The following is a 20073-nucleotide window of genomic DNA, read 5'->3' on the forward strand; positions in this document are numbered from 1 at the left end:
ATCCCCTGGGTCCGGCCTTCGGTGTATTCCCCCCTTGGCAACTCTTTGGCAGTGGCCTATCTCACCGTCCGTCAACCCTCGCCTACGGTCGCGTAGGTCACATTCGAAGGGGAATCATGAACCGCTGTGGCAGACGATTCGAAGAGTGACAACAGATCAGTGATCGGGTCGTACGTGGCGGTGGGGGACAGCTTCACCGAGGGCGTCGGCGACCCCGGCCCCGACGGGGCGTTCGTCGGCTGGGCCGACCGGCTCGCGGTGCTTCTCGCCGACCGGCGGCCCGAAGGCGACTTCCAATACATCAATCTCGCCGTGCGCGGGAAGCTGCTCGACCAGATCATGGCCGACCAGCTCCCGCGCGCGCTCGAACTCGCGCCGGACCTCGTGTCCTTCTGCGCGGGCGGCAACGACATCATCCGTCCCGGCACCGACCCCGACGAGGTCGCCGAGCGCTTCGAGCGCGCGATCGCGTCCCTGACCGAGGTGGCCGGCACGGTCCTGGTGACCACCGGCTTCGACACCCGTGGCGTCCCCGTGCTCAAGCACCTGCGCGGCCGGATCGCCACCTACAACGGGCACGTCCGCGCCATCGCCGACCGGTACGGCTGTCCCGTCCTGGACCTGTGGTCCCTGAAGTCCGTCCAGGACCGCCGGGCCTGGGACGACGACCGCCTGCACCTCTCCCCGGAGGGGCACACGCGCGTGGCGCTGCGCGCCGGCCAGGCCCTCGGCCTGGAGGTCCCGGCCGACCCCGAGCAGCCCTGGCCGCCGCTCCCGCCGCGCGGCACCCTGGAGGTCCGCAAGGACGACGTGCACTGGGCGCGCGAATACCTGGTGCCGTGGATCGGGCGCCGGCTGCGTGGGGAGTCCTCCGGCGACCATGTGACCGCCAAGGGCGCACTGTCCCCGGACGACATCAAGATGCGGATCGCGGCAGTGGCCTGAGCACACCCGGCCTCCGGCCACCACACGGGTGGGGCCGACCGGGCAGATGGGGCGACCGCACGGGAACGGCGACCGCGCAGGTGGGGCCGACCGGGCATGTGGGGCGACCACGCAGGTGGGGCGACCGCACGGGAGAGGCGACCGGGCAGGTGGGCCGACCGGGCGGCTGGGGTGACCGCGCAGCTTGGGCGATCGGGCACGTGGGACCGACCGGGCAGGTGAGGCGACCGCACGGGAGAGGCGACCGGGCAGGTGGGCCGACCGGGCGGCTGGGGTGACCGCGCAGCTTGGGCGACCGGGCACGTGGGGCGACCACACGGGAGAGGCGACCGGGCAGGTGGGCCGACCGGGCGGCTGGGGTGACCGCGCAGCTTGGGCGATCGGGCACGTGGGGCCGACCGGGCAGGTGGGGCGACCGCACGGGAATGGCGACCGGGCACGCGGGGTGACCGCGCAGCTTGGGCGACCGAGCATGTGGGGCGACCACACGGGTGGGGGCGACCGCACGGGAACGGCGACCGCGCGCGTAGGGCGGCCGCACAGGAGGGGTGCCGCCGGGTTTCGGTCCGGCGGCCCGCTCAGCTCTCCCGTGCGGTCGACCCTCCGGCGGCCAGCCCGAGTTCCCGGTTCAGGGCCTCGTCCACCCACGCCTGGGCGCGCGTGCGCGGCACCGTGCCCGCGTAGGACGTCAGCTGCACGGCCAGACCGTCGAGCAGCGCCGTCAGGCGCAGTGCCGTGCCGTCCGGGTCCGGGCACTGGAACTCGCCCGCCGCCACGCCCTCGGCGATGACCCCGGCGAGCGCCGCCTTCCACTCCCGGTCCAGGTCGCGGGCGACCTCCCGCAGCGCGGGCTCGCGCAGCGACACCGCCCACCCCTCGATCCACAGCCGCCAGCCCTTGGCCTGCCCGGTGGGCGCGTACCAGCGCACCGCGGACCGCAGCCGGCGCTCCGCGGACGTACGGCGGCCCAGCAGACGGCGCAGATGCGCGAGGTCGTCCTCGGCGGCGTGGGCGAACGCGGCGGCGACCAGCTTCTCCTTCGTCGAGAAGTGGTAGAGGACCAGCGCGCTGCTGACGCCGAGCGCGGCGGCCACGTCGGCGACGCGGACCGCCGCCGCACCGCGCGCCTCGATCTGCTCGATGGCCGCCCGCAGCAGCTCCTCGCGCCGCTCGGCCACACTCAACCGGACCCTCGCCACGCCGTCACCCTAACAGCGGCCCCCAACAGGTCACCGGTACCGGCCGAACCGCTCCGCGATCACCGGCAGCCGCTCCGCGGCGAGGGCGTGCGCGGCCGCCCGGGGCGTCGTCCCGTCGGCCTCGGAGCGGTCCAGCACCCGCTCCACCAGCGCCCGCATCGACCGGCGGACCTGCGCGAACGCCTCGTCCGCGGCGGGGCCGATGTCGCCGAACAGGGTCCACCACCACCAGGCGTTCGTCCCGGAGTTGACCACCACGTCGGGCAGCACCCGCACCCCGCGCGCGTGCAGCAGCGCCTCCGCCTCCGGCAGGACCGGGATGTTGGCCGCCTCGGCGATCCACCGCGCGCGTATCCGCCCCTGCTCCGCCACGCCGATCGCGTACGACACGGCCGCCGGGACGAGGACCTCCGCGTCCACCGCCGACCACGCGTCCCCGGGCAGTTCCCGGTCCCCGGACCGCAGCACCGAGCGATCCACCGTCCCGTGCCCGTCGCGGGCGGCGAGCAGCGCCTCCACGTCGAGACCGGCCGGGTTGGCGATCGTGCCCTTGACGTCCGCCACGGCCACGACCGTGAGGCCCGCGCGCGCGAGGAAGCGGGCGGTGGCCCCGCCCATCGTGCCCAGGCCCTGCACCGCGACCCGCGTCCCGGCGTACGGCACCCCCGCCCGGTCGAGGGCCGTCAGTACCGATTCGGCCACCCCGCAGCCGCCGACCAGCTCGTCCAGACCGATCCCGGCCACCTCGACCGCGAAGGCGTCCGCGAGCCTCGCGCGGGCCGCCGCCTCGTCGTCGAGCAGCGGATAGACCGCCTGGATCGACGACACCAGCCCCGCCTCGGCGGCCGCCCGGTCGACCAGGTCCTGGGTCAGCCCCAGGTCCTCGCCGGTGGTCCAGCAGCTCTCGACGTACGGCCGCACGGCCCGCAGATAGCGCACCAGCAGCCCGTACGCCTCCGGGTCCCGGGGGTCGCAGTCGATGCCGCCCTTGGCCCCGCCCAGGGGGACGTAGCGCGCCTCGGGGTCGTAGTGCAGCGCCTCTTTCATGCTCATGCCGCGCGCCAGGCCCGCGACCTCCTCCGCGGTGCAGCCCTCCCGCATCCGCAGCCCGCCGCTGCACACGCCCCGTACGAGCGTGTCGACGACGAGGTAGCCCCGGCGGCCGGTGACATGGTCGGTCCAGGTGAGCGACAGCAGCGGCGCGGTCATACGGGCTCCTCGGGGGCGGACGGGAGCGGGCGGCCCCCTCGGCGCTGAACAGGGCAATCAGTATCGCCTACTGAACGGCGGGTCAGTAACCGGCGGAGCCGCACGCCCGGCCGGACGACGGGTGAAACCCGATTGTCGGGCGGGCCGACCATAATGGAATGCCTCGACGACTCCACCTGGAGGTACCGTGGCCGGATCCCGTTCCCTGAGCCCCGGGCTCCGCGCGCTGCAGCCCGAGGCCTTCGGCGCGGACCCGAGCGGCGAGCGCCTCGCGCGCATCCGCAGATCCCCCCACTTCAAGGACGGGGTCTTCCGGAACCCCGGCGGTTCGGCGCGGACCCGGCCCTCGGGCTCCGCGGGCGAACTGGCCAGGACGTTCCTCGACAAGGAATCCCGGCTCCGCCGCACCCCCACCGGCACGGTCCCGGTGCACGCCACCACCCTCGCCGACCTCGCCAAGCCGCCCGCGACGGGCCTGCGGCTGACCTGGATGGGCCACTCCAGCGTGCTCGCCGAGATGGACGGGCGGCGGGTGCTGTTCGACCCGGTCTGGGGGTCGCGCTGCTCGCCCTTCGCCTTCGTCGGGCCCAAGCGGCTGCACCCCGCCCCGCTGCCGCTGGCCGCGCTCGGCCCGGTCGACGTCGTCGTCATCTCCCACGACCACTACGACCATCTGGACCTGCCCACGATCAAGGAGCTGGCCGGCACCGACACCGTGTTCGCCGTCCCGCTCGGCGTCGGCGCCCATCTGGAGCACTGGGGCGTGTCCGAGAGCCGGCTGCGCGAGCTGGACTGGAACGAGGCGACGAAGGTCGGCGGCCTCACCCTCACCGCGACCCCGGCCCGCCACTTCTGCGGCCGCGGCCTGCGCAACACCCAGCACACGCTCTGGGCGTCCTGGGTCGTCGCGGGCGAGGAGCACCGGATCTACCACAGCGGAGACACGGGGTACTTCGAGGGCTTCCGGGACATCGGCGCCGAGCACGGGCCGTTCGACGCCACGATGATCCAGCTCGGCGCGTACAGCGAGTTCTGGCCCGACATCCACATGACGCCGGAGGAGGCATTGCGCGCCCACCTCGACCTCCAGGGCGGGCCCGGCGGCGTGCTGCTGCCGATCCACTGGGCCACCTTCAATCTGGCGCCGCACCCGTGGGCGGAGCCCGGCGAGTGGACCAAGGACGTGGCGGAGGAGGCCGGTCAGGCCGTCGCCTTCCCCCGGCCCGGCGAGCCCTTCGAGCCGGCCGGGAAGCTGCCCGCGGAGCCGTGGTGGCGGCCGGTGTCCGCGCCGCTCGCGCACCCCTGGCGCGCGACCCCGAGGCCGGAGGCCGTGCCGCCCGTCCAGGAGGACCTGGACCTGGCGGGGGAGCACTGAGCCGGGGCCAAAGCCGATACGCTGAGTGATGTTCCGGCGGTAGGGGCGGCGGGCGCCGAGGCGCCGGCGGCCGTTCCGGCGGGGCGGCCGGACCGACGTGACGAGGGCCGGGGAGCGTGGACTCCCCGGCCCTCGCGCCGTTTCGCGCGCCCTCACGCCGTGCCACGTGACCGCCTCTGAGCAGGTCCGATCGATCTCTTTCGGTTTCCGGTCGTGCAGTCCACCGCCTTATCGGTCTGTCGTACGAGGCCTCATACCAGAGCGGGACGCTCGCCGGGTGACTTTGTCAACTGCCCACCGCACATGATGGGTTGGCGACTACTGTGAGTGTCCGTCGCTCGCGCCCCACGCGTGAGCAGCCAGGCCCGACGGATCCAGTACGAGGACACCGATGTCTCACCTCCGCGCACCGGCCGCACGCGCAGACCGCCGCGAGGGCGGGCGGCACGGGCGACCGGTCGCCCGCACCGCCCCCGCGCCGGCCGAGACACACATACGGCCTCAGCTGCTGAGGCTCGCCGTGCTCCCGCCCGTCGCCGTCGCCCTCGGCGCCTGCGCCGCCGTCCTGTTCACCCTCCGCTCCACCGGCGTCCGCCCCAGCCTCACCCTGTACGCCGTGCTGACCGGCACGGTCGTCGTCACCGGCGCGGGCATCGTCATCGCCGCCGTGGCCGCCGACCGCGCCGCCCGCTCGGTGAGCGACCGCATCCACGCGCTGCGCCGCGGCAGTGCGCGCGGCGAGACCGAGCTGAGGGCCCTCGTCGAGGCGCTGCGGCGCGGCGAGGCGCCGCCCCCGCGCCCCACGCGCGGCGGACCGCCCGGAAACGCCGACGACTTCGAACTCCTCGCCGCCGATCTGTCCCGCGCCCACGACGGGGCCGTCGCCGCGGTCGTCCGCGCCGCACAGCTCTCCAGCCAGGCCGGCAGCGAACAGAAGCTCGAGGTGTTCGTCAACCTCGCGCGCCGCCTCCAGTCGCTGGTGCACCGCGAGATCTCCATCCTCGACGAGCTGGAGAACGAGATCGAGGACCCCGAACTGCTCAAGGGCCTCTTCCACGTCGACCACCTCGCCACCCGCATCCGCCGCCACGCCGAGAACCTCGCCGTGCTCGGCGGGGCCGTCTCCCGTCGGCAGTGGAGCAACCCCGTCTCCATGACCGAGGTGCTGCGCTCCGCCATCGCCGAGGTCGAGCAGTACTCCCGGGTCAAGCTGGTGCCGCCGATCGACGGGGAGCTGCGCGGTCACGCGGTCGCCGACGTGATCCACCTCCTCGCCGAACTCATCGAGAACGCCACGGTGTTCTCCGCCCCGCACACCCAGGTGCTGCTGCGCGCCAACCTGGTCACCTCCGGGCTCGCCGTCGAGGTCGAGGACCGCGGGCTCGGCCTGCCCGTCGACGAACAGCAGCGGATGAACGCCCTGCTCGCCGACCCCGACCAGGTCAACGTCGGCCGGCTGCTCGCCGACGGCCGCATCGGCCTCTTCGTGGTCTCCCAGCTCGCCCGCCGGCACGGCATCCGGGTCCGCCTCCAGACCAACATCTACGGCGGCGTCCAGGCCGTACTCGTCGTCCCGCAGGCCGTGCTGGGCTCGGCACCGGGCGTGCCACAGGCCGTGCTGGGCTCGGCACCGGGCGTGCCGCAGACCGCGACCCCCGCCACCGCACCGCAGGCCCCCAGCACCCCGGCCCCGGCGCCCGTACCACCGCCCCGAACGGAGCGGGGCCGGGACACGACACCGGCGCGCGGGACCGCCGTACGGGCGCACGTCCAGGGTGCGACCGACGTGCGGGGGACCGCCGTACCGCCGCACCCCCAGGATCCCGCGGGGGCGCACGACTCGGCCAGCGCGCACGGGACCGTCGTAGCGGAGCACGCGCAGGATCGAACCGGCGCGCACGAGACGGCCCCGGGCGCGGGGCGGCCCGCGCCGCTGCCGGTGCGCGGGGCGCATCAGGAGCGGCCCAATCCCGCCGACGCCCTGCCCGGGATCCGGGCCGACGAACGGAAGTTGGTCGAGGAGCGGGCGGGACAGACGCCCGTGCCGCGGGCGAGTGCCGTGCGCGGGACCATGGGCAAGCCGCAACTGCCGCGCCGACGCGCCCAGGAGCACATCGCACCCCAGCTGCGCGGCGGTCCGCTGCCCCGCCACGACGCCGCCGAGCAGCCCGTCGGGCACGACCCCGGCCTCATGGCCGCCTTCCAGCGGGGCGTCGGGCTCGCCGAGGCCCAGCAGAGCCTGGAAGCCGACCCGCTCGACCCGCTCACCTCACTCGACCCGCCCGCCGCGTTCCCGGCGCCCCCGCCGGTCGCGGACCCCTCCCGCATAGGTGAGCCGCACTCCGCGCACCCGCCCGCGCCCAACGGGACGTACGGCGCGCGCGATCTGCCGGCCGCGCCCGGCACCGACCGTCCCACCGCCCGGCAGGACGGGAGCGCACCCGCCGGATGACCACCCCACCCCCCAGCGCTCCCGCTGACCTTCGTACCCCAAGGAGTCGATCCACCATGGCGAGCGATGCGCCGACCGGCCATGTATCCGATCTCGACTGGCTGATGAGCGGCCTCGTGCAGCGCGTACCGCACACGTCCAGCGCGGTCCTCCTCTCCTGCGACGGCCTGGTCAAGTCCGTCCACGGCCTCGACCCCGACAGCGCCGACCACATGGCCGCGCTGGCCTCCGGCCTGTACTCCCTCGGCCGCAGCGCCGGCGTCCGCTTCGGCGACGGCGGCGACGTCCGGCAGGTCGTCGTCGAACTGGACTCGACCCTGCTGTTCGTCACCACCGCCGGATCGGGCACCTGCCTCGCCGTGCTCGCGGGCCGCGAGGCCGACGCCGCCGTCCTCGGCTACGAGATGGCGATGCTGGTCAAGAGCGTGCGCCCCTATCTGGTGACCGCGCCCCGGCAGCACGCCGTCGAACCCCCGGTGATGAGGCCTTGAGCGTGGCGGCGGCCGGCGACGGACCCTGGCTGGACGACGCGGCCGGACGCCTTGTGCGCCCCTTCACCGTCAGCAACGGACGCACCGAGCCCAGCGTCGCCCTCGACCTGATGTCGCAGGTGATGGCCACCGGGGTGACCCCCCTCGGCTATCTCGGCCCGGAACACGCGCAGGCCCTGGACCTGTGCCGCGCTCCCGTATCGGTCGCCGAGGTGGCCGCCCACCTGAAGCTGCCGGCGGCGGTCACCAAGGTGCTGCTGTCCGACCTCGTCGACTGCGGGGCGCTCACCACCAAGCCCCCCGTGTTCCACCACAACCCCACCGATCGGGCGCTACTGGAGGCAGTACTCGATGGACTACGACGACAGCTCTGAGTACGGCGAGCACGACGAGGGCGGCTCCGACCCCTTCCCAACCGCCCTGAAGATCCTCGTGGCCGGGGGCTTCGGCGTGGGCAAGACCACCTTCGTCGGTGCCGTCAGCGAGATCGCCCCGCTCAGCACCGAGGAGCTGCTCACCACGGTCAGTGCCGCCACCGACAGCCTCGACGGCATCGAGAACAAGGTCGAGACGACCGTCGCGATGGACTTCGGCCGGATCACCCTCGACCCGCGCCATGTGCTGTACCTGTTCGGCACGCCCGGGCAGGAGCGGTTCTGGTTCATGTGGGACGAGCTGTGCGAGGGCGCGCTCGGCGCGGTCATCCTCGCCGACACCCGGCGCCTGGAGGAGTGCTTCGCCGCCGTCGACTTCTTCGAGGAGCGCGGCCTCGGATTCATCGTCGCCATCAACGAGTTCGACGGCTCCCACCGCTACGACCCCGAGGAGGTGCGGTCCGCCATCGACCTCGACCCGGCGATCCCGGTGGTGCGCTGCGACGCCCGGATCTCCGCCTCCGGCGTGCAGACCCTGCTCACCCTCGTCCGCCATCTCATCGCGCACGCGCCGGCCGCGGTCCAGCCGAGCCGCGGCGCCCATATGTGACCACCGACCACCGTTCATGGAGCCGCACATGACCCACGACCACAGGGCAGGAGCCCGGACATGAGCTACGACCCGCCGCGCCCGGCCGGTCGGCTGCTGCTCACCCCGGAGGACAAGGACGCTCCCGCCCGCGCCCTGAGGCTGCGCCGACTCGGCCTCGGGGACCAGCCGGAGCCCGCCCTCGACATCTTCGCCGACCGGGTCGCCGAGCTCACCGGGGCGCCCTACGCCATGGTCAACTTCATCGATGAGGAACGGCAGTTCTTCGCCGGACTGCACACCGCGGCCCCCGCCGCGCGCCGCGGCAAGCCCGAGGTGGGGCGCTCGCTGCCGCGCGACCACGGCTACTGCCCGCATGTCGTGGTGCGCCGCCGGGCCCTCGTCCTGGAGGACGTGGGCGACTATCCGCGCTTCGCCGGCAACCCGATCGTCGACGAGTACGGCATCCGCTCCTACCTCGGCGCCCCGCTCGTCGACAGCGGGGGCATGGTGCTGGGCACCGTCTGCGCCGCGGACCTCGCACCCCGGCCCTGGGGGAAGGCCGGGCTGGAGGCGATCAAGGCGTCGGCGGCGGAGCTGGCGCGCCGCCTCGAACGCCGCGAGGCGGACGGACTTCCGGCGTTGTGACGGCGGGTTTCCCTGGGGCCGCTTTCTCGGCCGACCGGTCTAGTACCTCCGTACACTGGCCGCATGGGACGCACCAGTGACGCCAGGGAGCGGATTCTCGCCGCCGCGCGGACCCTCATCGAGGGGCGCGGCTACTCGGCCCTCGGCGTGGCGGAGATCTGCAAGGCGGCGGGCGTGCCGAAGGGGAGTTTCTACTACTTCTTCGAGTCCAAGGAGGCCCTCGCGCTCGCCGTCGTCGACGAGCACACTGGGCCGCCCAGCGCGGCGACTGGGGCCGGGTCCTGGGCGGCACCGCGCAACCCTTGCAGCGGCTGCGGCAGCTCTTCGAGGAGACGGAGGCGGCCCAGCTCCTCGGCCGGCAGGACTGCGGCACGGTGTCGGGCTGTCTGTTCGGCAACCTCGCCCTGGAGCTGAGCAACCAGACGGAGGCCGTCCGCGCGCGGCTGAAGGAGATCTTCGACGCCCAGGTGGACATGGTCGAGGCGGTCGTCCGCGAGGCCCGGGAGCGCGGTGACGTCACCGTCACCGACCCGCGGGAGGCCGCCCGGGCCGTGGTGGCCCAGCTGGAGGGCCAGGTGATGTTCGCCAAGCTCTACAACACCACCGAGCGGCTCAGCCCGCTGTGGGACAACTGCCGCGCCCTGCTGGGCGCCCGCTGACGGCGAGGCCCTGCCCCTAGTAGCCCCGCCAGACGTTGTCGAAGGCGGCCTGTTCGATGGCGCGTCGCTGGCGCACGGCCTCCAGTTCCATCACCGCGTGGCCGACCGCGGCCAGCACGGTCGTGACGGTCTCGTCGATCTCGCCCGGGACGGCGTCGGCCTCGGCGTCGGCGTCGGTCCCGCTCGGGCCGCCGTGGATCCCGGCGGCGTCGGCCAGGGCCGCGAGGACGGGCTCGCCGGCGGCCCAGCGGTCCTCGGCGCGTTGCCGGGCGGGCGAGTCGACCGGGACGGCCCGGCCGGTCCGCAGCGGGATCCGGCGGCCGCGCGGCCGGGCCGTCAGTCCCTCCCGCTCCATGTCCGCGGTGTAGGCCGAGGACAGCCCGCGACCCCTGCGCCACAGCCAGTCCTCGACCGACTCGTACGGCTCCTCGCGTACGACCGATGCCGCGGCCTCGTCCAGGAGCCGGTCGCCCGTCGCCGACTGCGCGGCGGGCACCACCCGGTCGCCGTCCACGAAGACCGCCCGGGCGTCGACGAGGTCCAGCACCTCGGCGCCCGCGAGGGCGAGCGAGAGATCGCCGTGCTCCAGCGGGTGGTCGGGCGCCGCGTCCAGGGCGACGATCGCGAGATCCCGTGCGGTGTTCATGAGCGGCTCCCTGTCCCTCGTCCGGGCGCGATACGCGCCCCTGATCGATTCTCGCCGCGGTTCGCGCCCGGCGCCGCGTTTTACGGTCATGAGGCACCGGCGCTGTCCGACGGGGCCTGTTCGTGCCGATGGGCGTTCCGTCCGTGTCTGCGGTGTCGATGGGCGGGCGGCGTCCGTGTGCCGGTCCGTGCCTCCCGGTGCTGATGGGCGCGGCCTCTCACGTGCGTAGCATGGCCGCGTGGAGCTGCGCCAACTGCGGTACTTCGTCGCCGTCGCCGAGGAGCTGAACTTCGGCAGGGCCGCCCGGCGGCTCCTGATCGCCGGGCCCTCGCTCTCCCAGCAGATCAAGGCGCTCGAACGGGACCTGGGGGTGCGGTTGTTCGAGCGCGACCGCCACTCGGTCTCCCTCACCCCGGCCGGCGCCGACCTGCTCCCGCACGCCCGGGCCCTGCTGGACCGGGCCGACGACCTGCGGCGCCGCGCCGGACGGCTCTCGGGCTCGGAGACCGTACGGCTCGGCTACGTCAACTGGCTTCCCCCGGACCTGAGTTCGCGCACCGCGGCGATCGCCCAGGTGCACCTCGACGCCTGGGTGGCGCCCTCCCACACACAGGCCGCCCGAGTCGCCGACGGCAGCCTGGACCTCGCTGTGTGCTGGGTGCGCACGGAGGATCTGAAGCGCCACGGGCTGCGGGCCGGGCTCCTCGGCGCCGACCGGCTGTACGCCGTGGCCAAGGGACCCGACACCGGCCCCGTCGCGGCCCGGGACACCGCGATCCTCCTCGACGGCGACACCACCTCCTGGTGGTCCTGGAACGTGTACGCAGAGGAGTTCTCCGAGGCCACCGGCTCCCGCGCCGAGCGGATCTCAGACGGCGGTGTCACCGGCCCCGCCTTCTTCGACCACGTCCGCCGCGGCGGACGGCCCATCGTCAACTGCCCCAAGGGGCAGACCAGTCCGCTGCCGCCCGACCTCGTCCGGCGCGAGATCGTCGCGCCGAAGACCTACTGGACCTGGTCGCTGGTGTGGCGCGAGAGCGAGGGGCGCGCCGGCGTCCTCGCGGTGGTCGACGCCCTCTGCGCGGGCGTGGGGGATCTCTGCGTCAACGACCCGGGCGCCTGGCTGCCCGCCGACGACCCGCACGCACTCCACGGCTGACCTGCGCTGGGAGCCGGGACCTCCCAGACGTAAGGAAGCAGATCCTGGCGCCGCCGGGCCCGGCCGACCTAGCGTCCTCTCATAGTCGACCGGTCGGCTAGTAGCTCGACCGGCACCTCCTTGAGAGAAGGGCACCACCATGAGCACCCAGAGCACTCAGGGCATCAACACGCCGAGCCAGAAGGTCGCGATCATCACCGGCGCCTCACAGGGCATCGGCGCCGCCCTCGTCGACGGCTACCGCAAGCTCGGTCACGCCGTCGTCGCCACCTCGCGCACGATCGCCCCCGCCGAGGACGCCGATGTCCTGGCCGTCCAGGGCGACATCGCCGACCCGGCCACCGCCGAGCGGGTGGTCACCGCGGCCGTGGAGCGGTTCGGCCGGATCGACACCGTGGTCAACAACGCGGGCATCTTCATCGCCAAGCCCTTCACCGACTACACGTCCGACGACTACGCCGCCGTGACGGGCGTCAACCTGGCCGGCGTCTTCCAGCTGACCCAGCGGGCCGTCCCGCACCTGCTCGCCCAGGGCGGCGGGCACATCGTCAGCATCACCACCAGCCTGGTCGACCACGCGGACTCCCACGTCCCGTCCGTACTGGCCTCGCTGACCAAGGGCGGCGTCCAGTCCGCCACCAAGTCCCTCGCCATCGAGTACGCCACCCGCGGCATCCGGGTCAACGCGGTGTCGCCGGGCACCGTCAAGACCCCCATGCACCCCGAGGAGACCCATGAGTTCCTCGCCGCCCTGCACCCGGTCCGCCGCATGGGCGAGGTGAGCGACATCGTCGACGCGGTGCTCTTCCTGGAGACGGCCCCCTTCGTCACCGGGGAGATCCTGCACGTCGACGGCGGTATGAGCGCCGGACATTGACGCCCCGTCACCTCCGGACATCGGCAACCCGTCGCCCCTTGGCCCGGCCCGCCCTCATCACCGCACCACCCGAGGAGCACTCATGACCACCACCACCGACGACGAGAAGATCCTGCGCGGCGTCCTGGACCGCTGGCAGGCCGGTATCGCCGCACACCGGCCGGAGGACATCGCCGCAGTCTTCGCCGAGGACGCCGTCTTCCAGGGCCTGCGCCCCTACAGCGTGGGCCGGGCGGGTGTCGCCGCCTACTACGACGCCCAGCCGCTCGGCCTGACCGTCGCCTACCGCTTCCTGGAGACCCGACGCCTGGCCGACGACCTCGTCCTCGGCTATCTCGACGTCACCTTCTCGTTCACCGACCGGCCCCCGCTGGACGCCCGACTCGCCGTGCTGGTGGGCCGTACGGGGGACGACTGGCTCATCCGCCACTACCAGGTCTCCCGCCCCGACCAGCCCTCTACGGCCTGAGGTGCGGCGGGAGTTGCGGGGGTGGTTACGGGGGGTGTGAAGGAAAGCTGCGGCGCGGCTTAAGAAATCCTCGATGGACCGGGGTGGACCGGGTGCGCAAGATTGCTCCCGAATCCACCCCTCTTTCCGGCTGCGGGCCGCTTCGGCCTGCCCGCGCCCGGGACCTCACCACGGGAGCCGTAGCGTTGAAGGCGCTGGTCAAGGAGAAGGCGGAGCCGGGGCTCTGGCTCACGGACGTCCCCGAGCCGGAGATCGGCCCCGGTGACGTGCTGATCAAGGTGCTGCGCACCGGCATCTGCGGCACCGACCTGCACATCCGGTCCTGGGACGGCTGGGCGCAGCAGACGATCACCACCCCGCTCGTGCTCGGCCACGAGTTCGTCGGCGAGGTCGTCGAGACCGGCCGTGACGTGTCCGACATCGCCGTCGGCGACCGGGTCAGCGGCGAGGGCCATCTGGTGTGCGGCAAGTGCCGCAACTGCCTCGCCGGGCGCCGCCACCTGTGCCGTGCGACGGTCGGCCTGGGCGTGGGCCGCGACGGTGCCTTCGCCGAGTTCGTCGCCCTGCCCGCGTCCAACGTCTGGGTGCACCGCGTCCCCGTCGACCTCGATGTGGCCGCGATCTTCGACCCGTTCGGCAACGCCGTGCACACCGCGCTGTCCTTCCCGCTGGTCGGTGAGGACGTCCTGATCACCGGCGCCGGACCGATCGGCCTGATGGCCGCCGCCGTGGCCCGGCACGCGGGCGCCCGCAACGTCGTGGTCACCGACGTCAGCGAGGAGCGGCTGGAGCTGGCCCGCAAGATCGGCGTCAGCCTCGCGCTCGACGTCTCCCGCTCTTCGATCGCCGACGGCCAGCGCGAGCTGGGCCTGCGCGAGGGCTTCGACGTGGGCCTGGAGATGTCCGGCAACCCCACCGCGATGCGCGACATGATCGCCAACATGACGCACGGCGGCAAGATCGCCATGCTCGGTCTGCCCGCCCAGGAGTTCCCGGTGGACTGGGCCCGGATCGTCACCTCGATGATCACCATCAAGGGCATCTACGGCCGCGAGATGTTCGAGACCTGGTACGCGATGTCGGTGCTGCTGGAGGGCGGCCTCGACCTCGCCCCCGTGATCACCGGCCGGTACGGCTACCGCGACTTCGAGGCGGCGTTCGCCGACGCCGCGAGCGGCAAGGGCGGCAAGGTCATCCTGGACTGGACCGCGTAGGACGACCGCGTCCGCCACCTTCCGTATCCGCACTCCGCACTCCGAGGAGCTTCTGGAATGTTCGACTCCGTGCGCGACGACCTGCGCGCCACCCTCGACGAGATCCGCGCCGCCGGCCTGCACAAGCCCGAGCGGGTCATCGGCACCCCGCAGTCCGCGACCGTCGCCGTCACCGCGGGCGGCCGCCCGGGCGAGGTCCTCAACTTCTGCGCCAACAACTACCTCGGTCTCGCCGATCACCCCGAGGTGATCGCCGCCGCCCACGCCGCCCTGGACCGCTGGGGCTACGGCATGGCGTCCGTGCGCTTCATCTGCGGCACGCAGGAGGTGCACAAGGAACTGGAGGCGCGGCTCTCGGCGTTCCTCGGCCAGGAGGACACGATCCTGTACTCCTCCTGCTTCGACGCCAACGGCGGTGTCTTCGAGACGCTGCTCGGCCCCGAGGACGCGGTGATCTCCGACGCCCTCAACCACGCCTCCATCATCGACGGCATCCGCCTGTCCAAGGCCCGCCGCTTCCGGTACGCCAACCGTGATCTGGAGGACCTGGAGCGGCAGTTGAAGGACGCGTCCGACGCGCGCCGCCGCCTGATCGTCACCGACGGCGTCTTCTCGATGGACGGCTACGTCGCTCCGCTGCGGGAGATCTGCGACCTCGCCGACCGCTACGACGCGATGGTCATGGTCGACGACTCGCACGCCGTCGGTTTCGTCGGCCCCGGCGGCCGCGGCACCCCCGAGCTGCACGGCGTGATGGACCGCGTCGACATCATCACCGGCACGCTGGGCAAGGCGCTCGGCGGCGCGTCCGGCGGCTATGTGGCGGCCCGTGCGGAGATCGTCGCCCTGCTGCGCCAGCGCTCCCGCCCGTACCTGTTCTCCAACACCCTCGCCCCGGTGATCGCGGCCGCCTCCCTGAAGGTCCTCGACCTGCTGGAGTCCGCCGACGACCTGCGCGTCCGGCTCCGGGAGAACACGGCGCTCTTCCGCCGCCGGATGACCGAGGAGGGCTTCGACATCCTCCCCGGCGACCACGCGATCGCCCCCGTCATGATCGGTGACGCGGCGAAGGCGGGCCGGATGGCGGAACTGCTGCTGGAGCGCGGCGTCTACGTGATCGGCTTCTCCTATCCGGTCGTCCCGCAGGGCCAGGCCCGCATCCGCGTCCAGCTGTCGGCCGCGCACTCCACCGAGGACGTCGACCGCGCGGTGGACGCCTTCGTCGCGGCCCGGGCCGAGCTGGAGGCCTGAGCCGCCGGGCAGGCCTCAGCACACGGGGGCATTTGAGACAATCGATGCCATGATCGAGGCGCGGCGGCTCCACATCCTCCGTGCGGTGGCCGACCACCGTACGGTGACGGCGGCTGCCGCCGCGCTGTATCTCACGCCCTCCGCGGTCTCCCAGCAGCTGACGGCCCTGGAGCAGGAGACCGGTCACCGCCTGGTGGAGCGCGGCGCGAAGGGCGTACGGCTCACCCCGGCCGGCGAGATCCTGCTCGGCCACACCCATGCCGTCCTCGCCCAGCTGGAGCGGGCCGAGGCCGAGCTGGCCGCCTACGGCTCCGGACAGGCCGGCACGGTCACGGTGGCCGCCTTCGCGACCGGTATCGCCCTGGTCGTGGCGCCCGCCCTGGCGCACCTCGCCCGGACGGCGCCGGGCATACGGATCCGGGTGCGGGACGCGGAGGGCGACGCCAGTCTGCCGATGGTGCTGGACCGGCAGGTCGATGTCGCCGTGGCCGTCGAGTACCGGGGGGCGCCGCCCGCCGACGACCCGCGTCTGACCCACCTCCCGCTCTACGCCGAACCGTTCGACGCGGTCGTCCCGGTCGGCCACCGGCTGGCCGACTCCGCCGAGGTCCCCCTCGCCGAGCTGGCGAAGGACGCCTGGATCGGCCCCTACCCCGGCAACCCCTGCCACGACGTGGTGGTCCTGGCCTGCGAGAGCGCCGGCTTCCAGCCCCGTCTGGAGCACTCCTCCGACGACTTCCGCGCGGTCGTCGCCCTCGCCTCGGCCGACGCGGGCGTGGCCCTCGTACCGCGCTCGGCGCTGCGCGGCATGGACCTCACCGGCGTGGTCGTCCGCCCGGTGGACGGCGTCGCCCCGACCCGACGCGTCTTCGCGGCCGTACGCCGGGGCGCGGAGGCCCATCCCCTGATCCGCCCGGTGCTGGAGGCGCTGGAGGAGGTCGCGCGGGCCTGAGGGACCACCGTCCCTGGGCGCCGACGCGGACGCCGGATCGGCTGAGAGGTCGCGGAAACACGTCTGTTTCATATATGGGATAGCTTCCCGGATGTGAGAAACGAAGCGGAGGTCCCCGACCCCGTCGACACCCGGCTCGGTGCGCGTCTCGCCGAACTGCGCGGTGAACGCGGCTGGTCCCTGGGGGAGTTGGCGGAGCGCAGCGGGGTGAGCCGGTCGACGCTGTCGCGGGCCGAACGGGCCGAGATCAGCCCCACGGCCTCGATGCTGAACCGGCTCTGCGCGGTCTACGGCCGGACCATGTCCCAGCTGCTCAGCGAGGTCGAGGCCGGACCCGCCCCGGTCGTGCGCGCCGCCGACCAGGCCGTGTGGGAGGACCGTGCCTCCGGCTTCCTACGGCGCTCCGTGTCGCCGCCGCACTCCGGACTGCGCGGCGAACTCGTCGAGGGACGGCTCGCCACCGGCGCCGACATCGCCTACGACCGTCCGCCCGTACCCGGCCTGGAACAGCACATCTGGGTCCTGGAAGGTGCCCTGGACGTGACCGCCGAGGGCACCACGCACCGCCTCTCCACCGGTGACTGCCTGCGCCTGCGGGTCTGGGGGCCGACCCGCTTCCGCTGTGCCGGGGACACCGACGCCCGCTACGCGCTGGCGGTGGTGCTGCCGTGACCGCGACCGTGACCCGCCTCGACTCCGCCCGGCTCCTCGCCGAAGCGGGGGACTTCGCCGGCCTCCTCGTCGACACCGTGGCCGGCGGGGCGTCCGTCGGCTTCCTCGGACCGCTCGACCGCGCGGAGGCCACCGCCTGGTGGCGCGAGCGCGCCACCGCCCTCTCCGCCGGAGGACTCGCCGTCTGGGGCGCCTACGACGGCGGGCGCGTCGTCGGCACGGTGAGCCTGGTCTTCCCGGACAAGCCCAACAGCCGGCACCGCGCCGAACTCGTGAAGCTGATGGTGCACCGCGACACCCGAGGCCGGGGACTCGGCCGCACCCTGCTGACCACCGCCGAGGAGGCCGCCGCCGCGGCCGGCGTCACCCTGCTGCACCTGGACACCGAGACCGACAGCCCGGCCGAGCGCCTGTACCGCGCCGCCGGATGGACCAGGGCCGGGGTGATCCCCGACTACGCGGCCGCCCCCGACGGAGCGCTGCGCCCGACGACCCTCTACTACAAGCGGGTGGGGCCGGCCACGGGGTGACTGTCAGTGGGAGCGGTTACGGTGCGAGGCATGCAGGACGCCGAAGACGTACGCAGAATCGCCCTGTCCCTGCCGGACACGACGGAGAAGATCGCCTGGAGCATGCCCACGTTCCGGGTCGCGGGCAAGATGTTCGCCACGCTGCCCGAGGAGGAGACCTCGATCGCCGTGCGCTGCCCCAAGGAGGAGCGCGACGAACTCGTGCTGGCCGAGCCGGAGAAGTTCTGGATCGCCGACCACGAGGCGCAGTTCGCCTGGGTGCGGGTCCGGCTCGCCGCCCTGGAGGACGAGGGCGAGCTGCGCGACATCCTGGCCGACTCATGGCGCCAGGCGGCCCCGCCGAGACTCCTGGACGCCCACCCGGAGCTGGGGCTGCCCGGCGGGGAGTGAAGCTGCCGAGCGGGGAGTGAAGGGGCTCACCCCCGCTCAGACGCGGTCCAGTGCCCGCCCGGCCCCGACGAATCCCCCGATCCGCTCCCGCAGGGATCCCGCGTCCAGCCCGTGGGCCGCCGTGTGGTCCGCGACGGTGCCGTACCGCCGCAGCTCGCGCCGGCCCACGCCCAGCCCCAGGATCCGGTGCGGCACCTCGGCGAGGGCGTCGTTCGCGGCGGCCGTCGACGTCCCCGCCAGATACGGCTCGACCAGCACGACGTCCGGACCCGCGAACGAGACGGCCCGGCGCAGGGCCGCCGCGTCGAAGGGGCGCACGGTCGTCGCGTAGAGCACCGTGACGTCGAGGCCCTCGGTGGCCGTGAGCACCGCGTCCAGCATCGGCCCGACGGCCACGACCACGCCCGCGCGGCCCTCGCGGACGGTCAGGAACCGCTCGCCGTCCACCGGCAGGGCCGCCCGGTTCGCCTGCACCGACAGCCGGACGTACACCTTGTCGTCGCCCGCCGCCACGGCGTGCCGCAGCAGTGTCTCCGCCTCCTCAGGATGCCCCGGCACGTGCACGGTCCAGCCGTCCAGGGTGTCCAGCAGCGCCACGTCCCCGGGCGCCATGTGCGTGAACCCGCCCGCCGGCCAGTCGAAGGACGCGGCCGCGCTCACCAGCACCGCGCCCGCGTCCTGGTGGCCGAGGTCCAGCTTGATCTGCTCGAAGGGCCGCTCCACCAGAAAGCTCGCGAAGGTGTGCACGACCGGCCGCAGCCCGGCCAGCGCCAGCCCCGCCCCCGCACCCACCAGCAACTGCTCCCGGATGCCGACGTTGATCACCCGGTCGGGGTGCCGGCGCATCGCCTCCGCGAAGCCGTCCTTGCCGATCTCGGCGAGGACCACCGCGACCCTCGGGTCCTCGTCCAGCAGCCGGGTGACCACGGGGGCGAAGCGGTCACGCATGGTTTCCATCGGATGTCTCCCTCTTCTGTCTCTTCTGTGGGCTTCTGCCGGCGGTTCAGGCGTTCTTCGGTTCCACGCGGGCGACGACCGCGTGCGGCCGGCCCGGGTGCGGCGCGGTGAACGCGGCGTACAGCGCCTCGTGGTCACGGCCGTCGACGGTGGCCGTGGACCAGCCGGCCGCCGCGAACCGGGCGGCGATCCCGCCCGGCCGGGCATGGCTGGCGGAGGAGTTGTCGACGACGACCGTGTGCAGCCGGTCCAGGCCGGCCGGACCGGCGAAGGCGATGGCCTCGTGGTTGCTGCCCTCGTCCAGCTCCGCGTCCCCGATCAACGCCCACACCCGGGGTCCGTCGAGCCCCTGTGCGCGCAGTCCCAGGGCCGTCCCCACGGCGATCGGCAGCCCATGGCCCAGCGAGCCGCTGCCGATCTCGACGCCGGGGACCAAGGTGCGGTCGGGATGGTGGCCGAGGGGCGAGTCGTAGGACCCGAAGCCCGGCAGCCACTCCACGGGGAGGAAGCCCTTCGCGGCGAGCACCGCGTAGTACGCCATCGGGCCGTGCCCCTTCGACAGCAGGAACCGGTCCCGGTCGGGGGCGTCGGCGCGGCCCGGCTCGACCCGCAGGATCCGGTCGTAGAGCACCCACAGCACGTCCAGCGTGGAGGTGGCGGCCGGGCCGTGCTTCTCGTCGCCCGTCATCAGGCCCATCAGCCGCGGCAGTTCGGCGTACGTGTACGTCAGCGTGCGTTCCTCGGTGATCGTCATGCGGACGATCGTGCAACCTCGACCAAACTTGAGGTCAACCGGCGCCCAGCGGGGTAAAGGGATGCGCGATCACCGACCCGAGTGCGGTATTGTTCTCCTGCGCGTTCGGCCAGGGGAAACCCCAGGTCAGACGGCACCGGGACGTGGCGCAGCTTGGTAGCGCACTTGACTGGGGGTCAAGGGGTCGCAGGTTCAAATCCTGTCGTCCCGACGGTGTCGAACCAGCGGGTCTGCCGACAGAGGCAGGCCCGCTGGTCGTTT

Annotated in this window: 21 protein-coding genes, 1 tRNA gene and 1 pseudogene; 18 read left to right on the top strand and 5 right to left on the bottom strand. The window is 73.4% G+C overall.

Translation table 11 applies throughout. From position 1 onward, the window contains the following. Positions 1-159 precede the first annotated feature (159 nt). On the top strand, positions 160-945 hold the full coding sequence (locus tag ACZ5NW_RS03865; RefSeq protein WP_468742094.1) for an SGNH/GDSL hydrolase family protein: 786 nt from the start codon (positions 160-162) through the stop codon (positions 943-945). Positions 946-1523: 578 nt separating this feature from the next. On the opposite strand, the gene ACZ5NW_RS03870 is transcribed toward ACZ5NW_RS03865, so the two are convergent. Both ACZ5NW_RS03870 and ACZ5NW_RS03875 read right to left on the bottom strand, forming a co-directional pair. Further along, a complete protein-coding gene (locus ACZ5NW_RS03870) occupies positions 1524-2144 on the bottom strand; it encodes a TetR family transcriptional regulator C-terminal domain-containing protein (protein ID WP_468742095.1) in 621 nt (206 codons plus the stop codon). A gap of 30 nt (positions 2145-2174) precedes the next feature. Beyond that, complete coding sequence (locus ACZ5NW_RS03875; RefSeq protein ID WP_468742096.1) at positions 2175-3353, bottom strand: Glu/Leu/Phe/Val dehydrogenase dimerization domain-containing protein; 1179 nt, start codon at positions 3351-3353, stop codon at positions 2175-2177. A 187-nt stretch (positions 3354-3540) separates the two neighbouring features. Between ACZ5NW_RS03875 and ACZ5NW_RS03880 the strand changes: the two genes are divergently transcribed. The 7 genes and pseudogenes from ACZ5NW_RS03880 (at position 3541) to ACZ5NW_RS03910 (ending at position 9941) form a co-directional block, all read left to right on the top strand. After that, positions 3541-4728 (top strand): MBL fold metallo-hydrolase, encoded by a 1188-nt coding sequence (locus ACZ5NW_RS03880; RefSeq protein WP_468742097.1) that lies wholly within the window; start codon positions 3541-3543, stop codon positions 4726-4728. Positions 4729-5119: 391 nt separating this feature from the next. Next, the gene (locus tag ACZ5NW_RS03885) at positions 5120-7180 is read left to right on the top strand and encodes a sensor histidine kinase (protein ID WP_468742098.1); all 2061 of its coding nucleotides are present in this window, start codon (positions 5120-5122) and stop codon (positions 7178-7180) included. Positions 7181-7236: 56 nt separating this feature from the next. Beyond that, positions 7237-7671, top strand: a complete 435-nt coding sequence (locus ACZ5NW_RS03890) for a roadblock/LC7 domain-containing protein (protein ID WP_468742099.1) — start codon at positions 7237-7239, stop codon at positions 7669-7671. A 2-nt stretch (positions 7672-7673) separates the two neighbouring features. Beyond that, entirely contained in the window at positions 7674-8045 is a 372-nt protein-coding gene (locus ACZ5NW_RS03895) for a DUF742 domain-containing protein (RefSeq protein WP_468742979.1), read from the top strand. After that, entirely contained in the window at positions 8023-8655 is a 633-nt protein-coding gene (locus ACZ5NW_RS03900; protein ID WP_468742100.1) for a GTP-binding protein, read from the top strand. Before ACZ5NW_RS03895 ends, ACZ5NW_RS03900 begins: the two co-directional genes overlap by 23 nt. A gap of 60 nt (positions 8656-8715) precedes the next feature. Next, the gene (locus tag ACZ5NW_RS03905) at positions 8716-9282 is read left to right on the top strand and encodes a GAF domain-containing protein (RefSeq protein ID WP_468742101.1); all 567 of its coding nucleotides are present in this window, start codon (positions 8716-8718) and stop codon (positions 9280-9282) included. 63 nt (positions 9283-9345) lie between these two features. Beyond that, positions 9346-9941, top strand: a pseudogene (locus tag ACZ5NW_RS03910) (TetR family transcriptional regulator). 16 nt (positions 9942-9957) lie between these two features. On the opposite strand, the gene ACZ5NW_RS03915 reads toward ACZ5NW_RS03910, so the two are convergent. Then, positions 9958-10587, bottom strand: coding sequence for a GOLPH3/VPS74 family protein (locus tag ACZ5NW_RS03915; RefSeq protein ID WP_468742102.1), 630 nt, complete (start codon positions 10585-10587; stop codon positions 9958-9960). Between the two features lie 238 nt (positions 10588-10825). On the opposite strand from ACZ5NW_RS03915, the gene ACZ5NW_RS03920 reads away from it, so the two are divergent. The 9 genes from ACZ5NW_RS03920 (at position 10826) to ACZ5NW_RS03960 (ending at position 18101) form a co-directional block, all read left to right on the top strand. After that, on the top strand, positions 10826-11746 hold the full coding sequence (locus ACZ5NW_RS03920; protein ID WP_468742103.1) for a LysR family transcriptional regulator: 921 nt from the start codon (positions 10826-10828) through the stop codon (positions 11744-11746). Between the two features lie 139 nt (positions 11747-11885). After that, positions 11886-12623 carry an SDR family NAD(P)-dependent oxidoreductase gene (locus ACZ5NW_RS03925; protein WP_468742104.1) on the top strand — a complete coding sequence of 246 codons (738 nt, stop codon included), beginning with the start codon at positions 11886-11888 and terminating at the stop codon, positions 12621-12623. 82 nt (positions 12624-12705) lie between these two features. After that, a complete protein-coding gene (locus ACZ5NW_RS03930; RefSeq protein WP_468742105.1) occupies positions 12706-13092 on the top strand; it encodes an SgcJ/EcaC family oxidoreductase in 387 nt (128 codons plus the stop codon). A gap of 185 nt (positions 13093-13277) precedes the next feature. Continuing rightward, positions 13278-14306, top strand: coding sequence for an L-threonine 3-dehydrogenase (gene tdh, locus ACZ5NW_RS03935; protein ID WP_468742106.1), 1029 nt, complete (start codon positions 13278-13280; stop codon positions 14304-14306). 57 nt (positions 14307-14363) lie between these two features. Beyond that, positions 14364-15557, top strand: coding sequence for a glycine C-acetyltransferase (locus tag ACZ5NW_RS03940; protein WP_468742107.1), 1194 nt, complete (start codon positions 14364-14366; stop codon positions 15555-15557). Between the two features lie 49 nt (positions 15558-15606). Beyond that, entirely contained in the window at positions 15607-16509 is a 903-nt protein-coding gene (locus ACZ5NW_RS03945) for a LysR substrate-binding domain-containing protein (RefSeq protein WP_468742108.1), read from the top strand. Positions 16510-16602: 93 nt separating this feature from the next. Next, on the top strand, positions 16603-17181 hold the full coding sequence (locus tag ACZ5NW_RS03950) for a helix-turn-helix domain-containing protein (protein ID WP_468742109.1): 579 nt from the start codon (positions 16603-16605) through the stop codon (positions 17179-17181). Then, on the top strand, positions 17178-17711 hold the full coding sequence (locus tag ACZ5NW_RS03955; protein ID WP_468742110.1) for a GNAT family N-acetyltransferase: 534 nt from the start codon (positions 17178-17180) through the stop codon (positions 17709-17711). The genes ACZ5NW_RS03950 and ACZ5NW_RS03955 overlap by 4 nt, the downstream gene beginning before the upstream one ends. Positions 17712-17741: 30 nt before the next feature. Beyond that, the gene (locus tag ACZ5NW_RS03960) at positions 17742-18101 is read left to right on the top strand and encodes an MmcQ/YjbR family DNA-binding protein (protein WP_468742111.1); all 360 of its coding nucleotides are present in this window, start codon (positions 17742-17744) and stop codon (positions 18099-18101) included. A gap of 36 nt (positions 18102-18137) precedes the next feature. Here ACZ5NW_RS03960 and ACZ5NW_RS03965 read toward each other — a convergent pair whose 3' ends face one another. After that, on the bottom strand, positions 18138-19058 hold the full coding sequence (locus ACZ5NW_RS03965) for a transketolase family protein (RefSeq protein ID WP_468742112.1): 921 nt from the start codon (positions 19056-19058) through the stop codon (positions 18138-18140). A gap of 46 nt (positions 19059-19104) precedes the next feature. Continuing rightward, complete coding sequence (locus tag ACZ5NW_RS03970) at positions 19105-19812, bottom strand: transketolase (protein ID WP_468742113.1); 708 nt, start codon at positions 19810-19812, stop codon at positions 19105-19107. A gap of 137 nt (positions 19813-19949) precedes the next feature. Between ACZ5NW_RS03970 and ACZ5NW_RS03975 the strand changes: the two genes are divergently transcribed. Beyond that, a tRNA-Pro gene (locus ACZ5NW_RS03975) sits at positions 19950-20023 on the top strand. Positions 20024-20073 lie beyond the last annotated feature (50 nt).

This window comes from Streptomyces sp. NPDC032126, assembly GCF_055580085.1.

Bases quoted from the DNA above. Each gene is read 5' to 3' on its own strand.
- ACZ5NW_RS03875 (WP_468742096.1), bottom strand. From the start codon at position 3,353: ATGACCGCGCCGCTGCTGTCGCTCACCTGGACCGACCATGTCACCGGC.
- ACZ5NW_RS03885 (WP_468742098.1), top strand. From the start codon at position 5,120: ATGTCTCACCTCCGCGCACCGGCCGCACGCGCAGACCGCCGCGAGGGC.
- ACZ5NW_RS03890 (WP_468742099.1), top strand. From the start codon at position 7,237: ATGGCGAGCGATGCGCCGACCGGCCATGTATCCGATCTCGACTGGCTG.
- ACZ5NW_RS03900 (WP_468742100.1), top strand. From the start codon at position 8,023: ATGGACTACGACGACAGCTCTGAGTACGGCGAGCACGACGAGGGCGGC.
- ACZ5NW_RS03905 (WP_468742101.1), top strand. From the start codon at position 8,716: ATGAGCTACGACCCGCCGCGCCCGGCCGGTCGGCTGCTGCTCACCCCG.
- ACZ5NW_RS03915 (WP_468742102.1), bottom strand. From the start codon at position 10,587: ATGAACACCGCACGGGATCTCGCGATCGTCGCCCTGGACGCGGCGCCC.
- ACZ5NW_RS03925 (WP_468742104.1), top strand. From the start codon at position 11,886: ATGAGCACCCAGAGCACTCAGGGCATCAACACGCCGAGCCAGAAGGTC.
- ACZ5NW_RS03930 (WP_468742105.1), top strand. From the start codon at position 12,706: ATGACCACCACCACCGACGACGAGAAGATCCTGCGCGGCGTCCTGGAC.
- ACZ5NW_RS03940 (WP_468742107.1), top strand. From the start codon at position 14,364: ATGTTCGACTCCGTGCGCGACGACCTGCGCGCCACCCTCGACGAGATC.
- ACZ5NW_RS03945 (WP_468742108.1), top strand. From the start codon at position 15,607: ATGATCGAGGCGCGGCGGCTCCACATCCTCCGTGCGGTGGCCGACCAC.
- ACZ5NW_RS03960 (WP_468742111.1), top strand. From the start codon at position 17,742: ATGCAGGACGCCGAAGACGTACGCAGAATCGCCCTGTCCCTGCCGGAC.
- ACZ5NW_RS03965 (WP_468742112.1), bottom strand. From the start codon at position 19,058: ATGGAAACCATGCGTGACCGCTTCGCCCCCGTGGTCACCCGGCTGCTG.
- ACZ5NW_RS03970 (WP_468742113.1), bottom strand. From the start codon at position 19,812: ATGACGATCACCGAGGAACGCACGCTGACGTACACGTACGCCGAACTG.